General features: G+C 67.0%; 9 protein-coding genes. 2 read left to right on the top strand and 7 right to left on the bottom strand.

The window, feature by feature from the left end; translation table 11 throughout:
- The first annotated feature begins 61 nt into the window (after positions 1 to 61).
- Positions 62 to 877, top strand: coding sequence for a hypothetical protein (locus tag D7252_RS10470; RefSeq protein ID WP_120775340.1), 816 nt, complete (start codon positions 62 to 64; stop codon positions 875 to 877).
- Between the two features lie 16 nt (positions 878 to 893).
- On the opposite strand, the gene D7252_RS10475 is transcribed toward D7252_RS10470, so the two are convergent.
- The 7 genes from D7252_RS10475 to D7252_RS10505 form a co-directional block, all read right to left on the bottom strand.
- Positions 894 to 2333: a GH1 family beta-glucosidase gene (locus tag D7252_RS10475; RefSeq protein WP_120775341.1), complete on the bottom strand. Its 1440-nt coding sequence runs from the start codon at positions 2331 to 2333 to the stop codon at positions 894 to 896.
- Positions 2330 to 4564, bottom strand: a complete 2235-nt coding sequence (gene yicI, locus D7252_RS10480) for an alpha-xylosidase (protein ID WP_120775342.1) — start codon at positions 4562 to 4564, stop codon at positions 2330 to 2332. The genes D7252_RS10475 and yicI overlap by 4 nt, the downstream gene beginning before the upstream one ends.
- Entirely contained in the window at positions 4564 to 5451 is an 888-nt protein-coding gene (locus D7252_RS10485; protein WP_120775343.1) for a carbohydrate ABC transporter permease, read from the bottom strand. Before D7252_RS10485 ends, yicI begins: the two co-directional genes overlap by 1 nt.
- The gene (locus tag D7252_RS10490) at positions 5451 to 6413 is read right to left on the bottom strand and encodes a carbohydrate ABC transporter permease (RefSeq protein WP_120775344.1); all 963 of its coding nucleotides are present in this window, start codon (positions 6411 to 6413) and stop codon (positions 5451 to 5453) included. The genes D7252_RS10485 and D7252_RS10490 overlap by 1 nt, the downstream gene beginning before the upstream one ends.
- 55 nt (positions 6414 to 6468) lie before the next feature.
- Complete coding sequence (locus D7252_RS10495; protein WP_120775345.1) at positions 6469 to 7776, bottom strand: ABC transporter substrate-binding protein; 1308 nt, start codon at positions 7774 to 7776, stop codon at positions 6469 to 6471.
- A gap of 122 nt (positions 7777 to 7898) precedes the next feature.
- Entirely contained in the window at positions 7899 to 8912 is a 1014-nt protein-coding gene (locus D7252_RS10500; RefSeq protein ID WP_120775346.1) for a LacI family DNA-binding transcriptional regulator, read from the bottom strand.
- A 210-nt stretch (positions 8913 to 9122) separates the two neighbouring features.
- Complete coding sequence (locus D7252_RS10505) at positions 9123 to 9581, bottom strand: GNAT family N-acetyltransferase (protein WP_120775347.1); 459 nt, start codon at positions 9579 to 9581, stop codon at positions 9123 to 9125.
- Positions 9582 to 9756: 175 nt separating this feature from the next.
- Here D7252_RS10505 and D7252_RS10510 point away from each other — a divergent pair, with 175 nt between their 5' ends.
- Positions 9757 to 11976: an NADP-dependent isocitrate dehydrogenase gene (locus tag D7252_RS10510; protein WP_120775348.1), complete on the top strand. Its 2220-nt coding sequence runs from the start codon at positions 9757 to 9759 to the stop codon at positions 11974 to 11976.
- The last annotated feature ends 113 nt before the right edge of the window (positions 11977 to 12089 follow it).

Raw genomic sequence — 12089 nt, forward strand, 5'->3', positions numbered from 1 at the left:
ATCGGCCGCAGAAGTGCATGCCTCGGAACACGCGCGGGGGCAGCGTCGGTAACATCGGAACATGGACCCCTCGCTGCTCGTGGAGTGGTGGTGGATTGCGCCTTCTGCGATCGCCATGGGGACAGTGGGGGTGATCGGGATGAACCGACGGAGCACGGCCGGCGGCAGACGCCTCGCCTACGATGCCGCCCGGCACGACCTCTCAGTCGCGCGCCAGGCCGCGATCGAGAAGCGCACGGCGCTCCGAATCGCACGCGCCGACCTCGCGCGGGTCTCGGCGGAGCGCGCCGCTCACCGCGCGACGGCGGAGCAGGTGGCGGGTGCGCGGCGGATGCTGCGCGACAGGGAACGTGACGCCCGCGCAGCCACCGCCGAGGTCCGCGCCCGCCAGATCCGGCTGAACGCCGCGCGTGCGGCCATCCCCTCGGCATCCGCTCCTCGCCCGCTCGACCGATTGCACGCCGAGCATGACGCGATCATCGCTCGGTGGATGCGGTACGAGACCGATACGGCTCTGCAGATCACTTATCCGGCGATGACCGACGTCAGACAACCGGCGACGGCGGCGTATCTGCGCGCGGCAGGCCACGCGGTCGATACGCGTCGAGCCGCCGACGGCAGGATCACGGCCGCGGAGTTCGCCGCCTACCGCGATGCCGTGGCCGAACTCGAGCGGGCCTTCGAAGCTGCCGAGCATGCGGCGAAGGTGCAGGCGGGCGAAGTGCCGCCGTCCGCTGCCGCCTGGCAGGAGACAGCGCAGGACATGCTCACGCGCTCCGCCGAGGCCATCGACCGTGCGGCCGGAGCCGCCGCATCCGCCCTGTCCGCGTGGAGCAATCGCAAACGCCCCGGGAAGCCGGGCGACCCCGACCGCTGATCGCCCGGCTCCGTCGCTACGCCTGGATGGTCCGCGTGCGAACGAGCTCGCGGTACCAGTGGCCGGAGTCCTTCACCGTGCGCTCGAGCGTGTCGAAGTCGACGCGCACGATGCCGAAGCGTTTGGCGTAGCCGTAGCCCCACTCGAAGTTGTCCAGCAGTGACCACACGAAGTAGCCGCGCAGGTCGACGCCCTGCTCCAGCGCACGGTGCGCGGCGGTGAAGTGGCGCCGCAGGTAGTCGGTTCGCTCGGGGTCGGGAACAGAGCCGTCTTCGGCGACCTCGTCTTCGAAGGCGGCGCCGTTCTCGGTGACCATGAGCGCCTGGTCGGGGAACTGCTCGGACAACGAGACCAGCAGCTCTTCGAGGCCTTCGGGAGCGATGTTCCAGCCCATGGCCGTGTACGGGCCGGGCTGCTCGACGAACTCGACGGCCTGATCGCTGCCGGGCCACGCCGTTCCACCCTCCGTGCCCTTGTGGCCGTCGTTCCGCTGCTTCTCCGAGACGCCGTCCCACAGCCGTACGGTCGCGGTCGAGTAGTAGTTCACCCCGAGCACGTCGATGGGCTGGTTGATCGTGGCGAGGTCTTCATCCTGAACGAAGCTCCAGTCGGTGACCGATGCCGTGTCCTCGAGCAGGTCGGCGGGGTACTCCCCGCGCAGCATCGGATGCGTGAATGCACGGTTGGCGAGGCCGTCGATGCGTCGCATCGCCTCAGCCGCCCCGTCGCCCTGCCCGCGGAGGACGTGGAAGTTGAGCGTCACGGAGTAGTCCGGGTCGCCGGTCGACGAGGCGCGGAGCGCCTGAATCGCGCGGCCGTGCGCGAGGTTGAGGTGATGCACCGCCGCCAATGCGGATGCCGGCTCGTGTCGCCCCGGGGCATGCCCGCCCTGACCGTAGCCGAGGTACGCCGAGCACCACGGTTCGTTCAGCGTCGTCCAGGTGTGCACGCGGTCGCCCAGAGCCGTGCCCATGATCGAGGCGTACTTCTCGAACGCGTCCGTCGTCGCTCGGGCGGTCCAGCCTCCGGCATCCTCGAGGTACTGGGGGAGGTCCCAGTGATAGAGCGTCGCGACCGGGCGGATGCCGCGCTCGAGGAGACCGTCGACGAGCCGCGAATAGAAGTCGATGCCCGCCTGATTCACCTCACCGGATGCCGTGGGCACGATGCGCGGCCACGCGATGGAGAAGCGATAGGCCCGCAGGCCCAGGTCGCTCATGAGGTCGAGGTCCTCATCGACGCGGTGGTAGTGGTCGCAGGCCACATCGCCGGTGTCGCCGTTCCACACCCGGCCCGGAGTCTTGCTGAACGTGTCCCAGATGGAGGGAGTGCGTCCGTCTTCGGAGGCCGCCCCTTCGATCTGGTACGAGGCGGTGGCGGAGCCGAAGGTGAAATCTTCCGGGAAGACCAGACCGGAGCCCCGGTAGTCATCGCGCGGGGTGAGAGGGGTGGTCATCCGGTGATCTCCTCGAGGTCGACGGTGTAGGTCTCTGCGCGACCGTCCGGGTTGGTCACGGTCACCGAACGGGTGCCCGTGCCGCCCGCGAAGACACGCAGCTGCAGTTCGTCATGGTAGTCGTACTCGGGTCCGTCGACGCGGGCACCCCACGGCAGCGCGGTGCCGGGGTGCACGTACAACGGCAGCGAGTCGAACCCGTGTGTCTCGCTGCGCCACGAGCCGCCGGTCACCGTCTCACCGGTGAGCAAGGACGTCCACTGGCCGGACGGCAGGTAGAAGTCCACCGTCCCGTCGGCGGAGAACACCGGAGCCACGAGCAGATCGGAACCGAGCATGTACTGCCGGTCGAGGTAGGCCGTGGCAGGATCCTCGGGGAACTCCAGCACCATCGGACGCATCAGCGGTACGCCCGTCTCGGCCGCATCGAGACCCTGCTGGTAGAGGTACGGCATCAGCCGCATCTTCAGGTGCGTGAAGCGGCGCGTCACGTCGACGGCCTCCTCGTCGAACGCCCACGGCACCCGGTATGAGCTCGAGCCGTGGAAGCGCGAGTGCGAGCCCAGCAGACCGAACGCCGTCCAGCGCTTGTAGACCGCGGCATCCGGGGTTCCCTCGAAGCCGCCGATGTCGTGGCTCCAGAACGCGAAGCCGGTCAGGGCGAGCGAGAGCCCGCCGCGCAGGGTCTCCGCCATCGACGTGAACGTCGACGTCGAGTCCCCGCCCCAGTGCACCGGCATGCTCTGCCCGCCTGCCGTGGCCGACCGGGCGAAGAGCACTGCTTCCCCCTCGCCACGGGTGTCGGTGAGCACGTCGAACACGGCGCGGTTGTACAGCTCGGTGTAGAGGTTGTGCATGCGCTCGGGGTCGGCCCCGTCGGCCCAGACGACATCGGTCGGGATGCGCTCGCCGAAGTCGGTCTTGAAGCAGTCCACGCCCTGAGCGATGAGTGCGCGCAGCTTGGCCTGGTACCACGCGGTGGCATCCGCGTTCGTGAAGTCGACCAGGCCCATGCCGGCCTGCCAGAGGTCCCACTGCCATACCGAACCGTCGGCGCGCCTGACCAGGAAACCCTGGTCGGCGGCCTCGCGGAACAGCGGGGAGCGCTGTGCGATGTACGGGTTGATCCACACGCACACGCGAAGGTTCTTGTCGTGCAGCCGCCCGAGCATGCCCGCGGGGTCGGGGAAGACCCGGGGATCCCATTCGAAGTCGCACCAGTTGAACTCGCGCATCCAGAAGCAGTCGAAGTGGAACACCGACACCGGCAGCTCGCGCGCGGCCATCTCGTCGATGAAGGAGTTCACGGTCTGCTCGTCATAGTCGGTGGTGAAGCTGGTCGACAACCACAGACCGTACGACCACGCCGGCACGACAGGCGGACGCCCGGTGAGCGCGGTATAGCGCCCCAGGACCTCCTTGGGAGTGGGGCCGGCGATCACGAAGTACTCCAGCACTTCGCCGGAGACCGAGAACTGCACCCGCTCCACCGCCTCGGAGCCGATCTCGTAGGAGACGTGGCCCGGGTCGTTGACGAGGATGCCGTACCCGCGGTCGGACAGATGGAACGGGACGCTCTTGTATGCCTGCTCGCTCGAGGTGCCGCCGTCGGCGTTCCAGATGTCGACGGTCTGGCCGTTCTTCACCAGCGGGCCGAATCGCTCGCCGAGTCCGTAGATGTGCTCGCCCACACCGAGATCGAGTTGCTCGTGGATGAAAGTGGACGCCGTCGGCGCACCCCCGCCCTGACGGGCGTTGTCGACGATGCCGCGGTCGACCTGCGCGCCGGGAGCGAGCTGCACGTAGCCCTGCGCCTTGTGACCGCTTCCCGTGACCCGGCGCCCCTCGACCTCGAAAGCGAGGTCCCAGGGAGATCCGGGGGAGATGCGGGCGAGGAGCGCACCGGCATCGAGGATGCCACCAGCGTCCGACACCTCGACGGATGCCGCCGCGCGACCTGCGCCGGGCAAGGAGAATCCGCCATGCCAGCGGCCGCCGGAGTGGTGCGCGATGCGGACGCGGATGACCCCCTCCGCGGGGGAGGAGAGCGTGGTGGTGAGCACGGGCCGGTTGAGCACATCGCCGCGCTTGGCGATGACCATGGTCGGAGCGGTGATGACGATCCCACGACCGTCCGGGGTGTCGTCGGTCTCGGCGATGTCGTACGCCTCCTGGGCGTAGAGCGCCGTGACGCCGGGGCGGAGTTGCCAGAACCCGTCGGTGAACTTCATTACTTGACTGCTCCTGCCGTGATGCCGCGTGTGAGGGTGCGCTGGAAGATGAGGAAGAAGATGAGCGTGGGGATGATGCCGAGCAGCGCGGACGCACTCGTGGTGGTGACGTCCATCAGCCGATCGCCCTGCAGCACGCTGATCGCGACGGGGACCGTCTGATTGGCGTTGGATGCGAGGAACGTCAGCGGGATGAGGAACTCGTTCCACGTCCAGATGAAGAAGAAGATGAGCAGCACCGACAGTGTCGGGCGGCTGATCGGGAAGATGACCCGCCACAGGATCTGCCACCGGCTGGCTCCGTCGAGGGAGGCCGCTTCGAGGACCTCCTTCGGGAACGTTCCGTAGACCGACGAGAGCAGGTATGTGCCGAAGGCCGCCTGGACCACCGTGAACACGATGATCACCGACCACACGCTGTCGTACAGCCCGACCTCTTTGAACATGTAGTACAGCGGGTAGAGGAGCGCCTCCTGCGGCAGCAGGTTCGCCATCAGGAAGAGGAGCACGATCCAGCTGCGGCCCCGGATGCGGCCGATGCCGATCGCGAAGGCGTTGAGCATGGAGATCAGCACGGCGAGGACCGAGACGATGCCGGCGATGAAGATCGAGTTCCAGACCTTCTCGGGGAAGTTGACGCGCTCCCAGAACTTGGTGATGCCGCCGAAGTCGAGGGTCTCGGGGAACGCCAGCGGGCCGGACGTCGCGTAGTCGACCGGCGACTTGAACGAGTTCACGAGCACCAGGTAGAAGGGCGCGATGACCAGCAGGGCACCGACGACGATGAGTGCCAGCAGCAGCCAGTCGATCGGCCGCTTCTTCGTCATGCCGCCGCGAGGCCGGGTCTTCGCCGGCTTCCCGGTCACGATCGCAGTGGTGGCGTTCATCACAGACCCGCCCTTTCTTTCCGCTCGAGGGAGTTCTGCACGCGGATGAAGATGATGGACACGATGACCACGACGATGGTGAGCACGGTGGCGATCGTCGCCCCATAACCCACGTTTCGCTTGGTGAAGAACTCTTGATACGCGTAGTAGGCGGGCACGAGGGTCGCGCCTGCGGGGCCACCGCGCGTGATGATGTAGACCGGACCGAAGACCTTGAGGGCCGCGATCGTGCAGGTCAGGGTGACGACGAAGATCTCGGGGCGGATGATGCTCATCGTGATGGCGGAGAACCGCTGGAACCAGTTGGCGCCGTCGAGCTCCGCGGCCTCGTAGAGCTCCGGATCGACGCGCTGGAGGGCGGCCATGAACACGACCACGGGGTAGCCGAGCTGTACCCACACCATGACGACCATGAGCACGATGAGGGCGGAGGGCATCTGACCCAGCCAGTCGTAGGGTGGGACGCCGAACCATCCGAGGATCTGATTGAGGGCTCCGTCGCCGCCGGGGCGCACGATCCATCCGATCACGATGCCCGCGACGGCGATCGGCAGGATCTGCGGCAGGTAGTACGTGGCGCGCAGGAAGCTGCCGACCTTGCCGCCGAACTTGCGACCGACGACGTCGAAGAGGAGCGCGGCGACGATGAGTCCGACGATCGTCGGGACGACGACCATCGCGAGGATCATCCACACCGAGTTGGTGAAAGACGTCCAGAAGTCGCTGTCGGTGAGGATCTTCTGCCAGTTCTCCAGCCCGATGAACTCCGGGCTTCGCACGCCACGCCATTTCGTGAACGTGAGGTACAGGTTCCAGACGAGCGGCACGATGACGATGACCAGCAGCAGGACGAAGCCGGGGAGCAGGTACAGCCAGTAGGCGCCCGTCCCACCGCTGCGCTGCGGAATCGAGGGCTGTTCGGGCGGCAGCTTCGTGCGGCCCGTGGTTGTGGCACGAGACATGTTCAACTCCAGGAGAGTGTGGGGGCGGCGCGGTCGGGCGCCGCCCCCACGGGGATCAGCGGTATTCCGCGGTGCCTTCGTCGTACTGCTCACCGAGGTTGGTGTTCGTGGTCTTCACGTCCTGCACGCCGGTGACGAGACCCTGCAGTTCCTGGACGATCACGTCGTAGAACCCGGGAGCGGGCCAGTCGGGGTAGAACGACAATCCGTCTGCCTCGAGTACGCCGTTGAATGTCTCGATGAGTTCTGCGCTCTTCTCATCGGTGATGTCGGCAGTGTCGGCGGCGACCGGGAGGCCACCGTTGTTGCCGATGATCGCCTGGATCTCGGGGCGCATGGTGATGTCGATGAACTCGTAGGCCAGGTCGGCGTTGGCGGCGTTCTCCGGAACGACCCAGAGATTGCCGGAGGAGCCCAGAGAGAGATCGGCACCCGGGAACGCGGCCATCGACCAGTCGAAGCCGGTGGCCTCGGTGACGAAGCGACCGAACCACCACGAGCCCGACACGAAGATCGGGGAGGTGCCGTTGATGAACGAGACACCGGCGTCCTCTGCCTTCACCGACGACACGTCGGAGGCGATGTAGCCCTTGTCGACGTACTCCTTCAGCGTCTCGGTCGCTGCGGTGACCTCCGGTCCCTGCCAGTCGACCTCGTCCTTGTAGAGCTGGTAGTCATCGACGAAGCCGCGGTCGCCCTCCAGGAGCGCGAGCTGATACCAGAGCTGTCCGAGCGGGTACTCCGCACCAGCCTCGGCCAGGGGGGTGACGCCCTGGGCGACGAACGCGTCGAGGACCGCGACGAACTCCTCGTACGTCGTGGGGATCTCGAGGCCCGCTTCGGCGAACGCATCCTCGTTGTAGTAGACGCCGACGAACTCGCCGTAGTTCGGAACGCCGAACCAGGTGTCTCCGCCCATGACGCCGGCCTCGTCGTACTTCGCCGTGGTCTGCAGCGACGGTGCCAGCTTCTCGTCCCAGCCGTACTCCTCGACCGCGTCGGAGATGTCGGCGATGAGGCCGGTGGAGGCGAGGAAACCCGCGGTGGCGTTGCCCTTGTTGAACTCCATCAGGTCGGGAGCGGCATCGGTGTCGAGAACCTGGCTGGCGGTCTTCTGGATCTGCTCGAAGGACTTCTCCTCGAACTCGACCGTCGCGCCGGTCTCCTCTTCGAAGATCGTGATGGCTTCGGCCCATGCCTTGCCCATCGCGCTGTCGGCGCCCTCGTAGTGCCAGAGCTTCAGCGTCTCGCCGTCGCCGCCGTCATCGCCGGAGCCGGCGGTGCAGCCGCTCAGGGCGACCCCGGTCGCGGTGAGCGCGGCCATCGCGACCAGCGCTTTCGTTCTGCGGGTGTTGCGTGCCATCGTCGGCACTCCTTTCTCGTTGGCCACAGGGGCCGGACACTTCACTGGGTCAGGTTGTTCAGTTGTGGGTGTGCATCGAAGCGTTTCGACAATCGCGACAGTCAAGCCGCGCGTGCCGGTTGTCAGTGCCGAGGTGGCGCGACCGATCCGACGGCGTGATATTCGGGCGGAATGAGGTGGATCCGGGGGGACACGTTCGACTCTTCGAGGTGTCGCACCGCGAGGTCGACCGCGAGTTCGCAGGACTGCTGCGGGATCAGCGGGATGGTGTCGACGGGAACGGGCAGCGACGACGTGTCGAAGGAGGCCGCGGCGGAGACCACGGAGACGTCTTCGCCGACTCGCAGGTCCTGCTCGCCGAGGATCGCCAGGAGCGTCTCGTGCACGTCATTGGCGGCATGCACGATGAACGCCCGGTCCCCTCGGGCGAGCGCGGCCTCTGCTGCGGCGCGCACAGCTCCGGTATCCGTGGTGGCTGTCCCGGTCGTGGCCATCTGGAGAGTCACTCCTCGCTCGGCCGCGCGCTCCTGCGCGCCGTGCAGCAAGCGTCGGGGGAAGTTCGACTTCCGGTACGAGACCTCGGTCTGTCCGAGCAGCGTGATGCGGGTGTGGCCGGCATCCGCCAGTGCGTCGACGGCGAGGTGGCCGGCGGCATCGAAGTCGAGGTCGACGCAGGTGAGGTCCGTCTGATCGTCCGGAACGCCGATGAAGACGGTCGGTGTGCGCACGGCTCGCGCGATGGCGACACGCTCGTCATCCGGCGCGACGTCGAGAACCAGTATCGCGTCGACGAGATTGCTCGCCGCCACGCGGTTCATGCCTTCCGAGGCCTGTTCGTCGGTCAGGAGGAGTATGTCGTACCCGCGTCGGCGTGCTGCCACCGCGGTGGCCAGGACGAAGGCCATGTGCGTGGGGGCGTGGGTGTCGGCGCGCAGCGGCTCGGTGAGAGCGAAGATGTGGGTGCGCCGACCCGCCAGCATCCGCGCGCCGGCATCCGGTTCATAGCCGAGGGAGCGCGCCGCATGTTCGATCCGGAGGCGCGTCTTCTCGGAGACCGGGCGCTTGCCGCTGAGGGCGTACGAGACGGTGCTGATCGACACGCCGGCGGCCTTGGCCACCTCATGGATCGTCGTCATCGTGACTCCATCGTCATCTGCGGGTTGTCGTCGAAGCGTTTCGCCAACGCCTCTGCAGCGATGATACGCACGCCCCAGGCGGGAACGCAAGCTTTTTGTGGTCGCTCGCAACATATTGGCGACCGCGCTCGCTGGGAGCGCTCCCGGGCGCGGGCGAAAAAAGGCGACGGAGTCTCGATGGGGGAGGGGATTCGAGACCCCGCCGCCGGTCTATGGGGTGACGCGGATCTCCGCGATGACCTCGCCGTAGGCCGTCTCGCCGACTGGAGTGAAACCGACCCGGTGGAAGAACGTCTCGGGTCCGTCGTCGCCCGATTCGTAGATCACGTTGACGTGCTCCATGCCCCGTGCGCGGGCCTCTTCGATCAGAGCTTCCATCGCAAAGCGGCCCACGCCGCGACCCTGGTCGTCGGCATCGACGTTGATGCGCCAGAGCACGGAACGGAAGTGCTCTTCCGGCGCCTCGTCATCGAAGTTGGCGCTGACGAACCCGACGACCTCGTCGCCGTCGAGGATCACCCGCTGCCAGGACGTCTGCGGGTTGATCACCGTCGCCGCGATCCCGTAGGAGACCGGAGCGAGGAACTGTTCCTGTCCGGGCTTGAGCGACAGGTTGTTCACAGCGACGATCGTCGCAGCGGAGAGTTCGACCATGCGCAGTTCGGACATGGTCCCAGGCTAACGCCTCGCACGCGGAGGTACACGTTCCGGCAGAACTTTTCACCGCGGACCGTCACACGGCCGCCTCGGCACGTCGTGGTGACCGGCCCCGGGCCGCAGCGCGAGGGCCGCTCAGGTATCTTGGTATCGAGACAAATACGACTCGTGAACGGAGAACCTCCCGGTGACCGACGACGCCATCATCTACACCTACACAGACGAGGCACCGGCGCTCGCCACCGCCTCGTTCCTGCCGATCATCCAGGCCTACACCGGCCAGGCCGGCATCGAATTCCAGACCCGTGACATCTCGCTCGGCGGACGCATCCTCGCCGCGTTCCCGCAGAAGCTGACTCCCGAGCAGCAGGTGGGCGACGCCCTCGCCGAACTCGGAGGTCTGGCGACCCTTCCCGAGGCGAACATCATCAAGCTGCCGAACATCTCGGCATCCATCCCGCAGCTGAAGGGCGCGATCGCCGAACTGCAGCAGCAGGGGTACGACATCCCCGACTTCCCCGACGACCCGTCGTCGCTGGAGGAGAAGGACGTGCGCGCGCGATACGACCGCATCAAGGGATCCGCGGTCAACCCCGTGCTCCGTGAGGGCAACAGCGACCGACGCGCTCCGCTCGCCGTGAAGAACTATGCGAAGAAGCACCCGCACCGCAACAAGCCCTTCCCCGAAGGGTCCAAGACGCGCGTCGCCACCATGGGGCATGACGACTTCAAGAGCAACGAGCGTTCCTGGGTCGCCGCGCACGACGACGTCCTGAGCTTCCGTCACACGGCCGCCGACGGCACCGTCACCGTTCTGAAGGAGGGGCTGAAGGTTCTGCCGCGCGAGATCATCGACGCGACGTTCCTGTCGGCGAAGCACCTCGACGCATTCCTCGACGAGACTCTCGCGGCGGCGAAGGCCGAAGGCGTGCTGTATTCCGTGCACCTGAAGGCGACGATGATGAAGGTCAGCGACCCGATCATCTTCGGCCACGTCGTCAAGGCTTTCTTCAAGGATGTCTTCGCGCAGTACGGCGACGCGCTCGCTGAAGCGGGCCTCAGCGCCAACGACGGTCTCGGTTCGATCCTCGCCGGTCTCGCGAACGTCTCCGACGGTGACAAGATCGCGGCAGCCTTCGACAAGGCGATCGCCGAGGGGCCGGCGCTGTCGTACGTGAACTCCGACAAGGGCATCACGAACCTGCACGTGCCCAGCGACGTGATCGTCGACGCGTCGATGCCGGCGCTCGTGCGCAACGGCGGCAAGCTGTGGGGCGCGGACGGCGGCGAGGGCGACACTCTCGCTGTCATCCCCGACTCGTCCTACTCCAGCGTGTACCAGGCCGTGCTCGACGACGTGCTCGCCAACGGGCCGCTGGACCCCGCCACCATCGGCACCGTCCCGAACGTGGGTCTGATGGCACAGGCCGCCGAAGAATACGGCAGCCACGACAAGACGTTCGAGATCCAGTCCGACGGCATCGTGCAGGTCCTCGACGGTGAAGGCACCGTGCTGATCGAGCACGAGGTCGGCGCCGGTGACATCTGGCGAGCGACGCAGACCAAGCACATCCCGGTGATGGACTGGGTCAAGCTCGCGGTCACCCGTGCGCGCGCCAGCGGCTCGCCCGCGGTGTTCTGGCTGGACGCGAATCGCTCACACGACGCGCAGATCATCGCCAAGGTGCACCAGGGGCTCGCGACTCTCGACACGAAGGGTCTGACGATCACGATCCTCGCGCCCGAGGAGGCCACGCGTTACACGCTGGCGCGCATGCGGCACGGACTCGACACCATCTCGGTGACCGGCAATGTGCTGCGCGACTATCTGACCGACCTGTTCCCCATCCTCGAGGTCGGCACCAGCGCCAAGATGCTCTCCATCGTCCCGCTGCTGGCGGGTGGCGGCCTGTTCGAGACGGGTGCGGGAGGCTCCGCACCCAAGCACGTGCAGCAGCTCGTTCAGGAGAACTACCTGCGCTGGGACTCGCTGGGAGAGTTCTTCGCGCTGGCCGCATCCCTCGAGCACTTCGCCGACCGCACCGGCAACGAGAAGGCGCGTGTCCTGGCCGAGACCCTCGACGCAGCGACCGGCACCTTCCTCGAGGAAGACCGTTCGCCCGGCCGTGCACTGGGAACGATCGACAACCGCGGCAGTCACTTCTACCTGGGCCTGTACTGGGCACAGGAGCTGGCGAACCAGACCAAGGATGCCGACCTCGCGGCACTCTTCGGTCCGATCGCTCGGGACCTCGCAGAGAACGAAGAGACCATCGTCTCCGAGCTCAACGCGGTGCAAGGCAAGCCGGTCGAGATCGGCGGCTACTACCGCCCGGACGACGCGCTCGTCGAGGCGGTCATGCGTCCGTCGACCACGCTGAACGGCATCGTGGACGCACTGCGCTGATCAGCGACACGCGAAGGGGGCGGATGCTTCGGCATCCGCCCCCTTCGTCGTCTCCTCGGCACGGAGCCTCTCGGTCGTTGAGCGACACGTCGACTCGCACGCCGCTCAGCGGA

The organism is Microbacterium sp. CGR2, assembly GCF_003626735.1.
Lineage (GTDB): Bacteria > Actinomycetota > Actinomycetes > Actinomycetales > Microbacteriaceae > Microbacterium.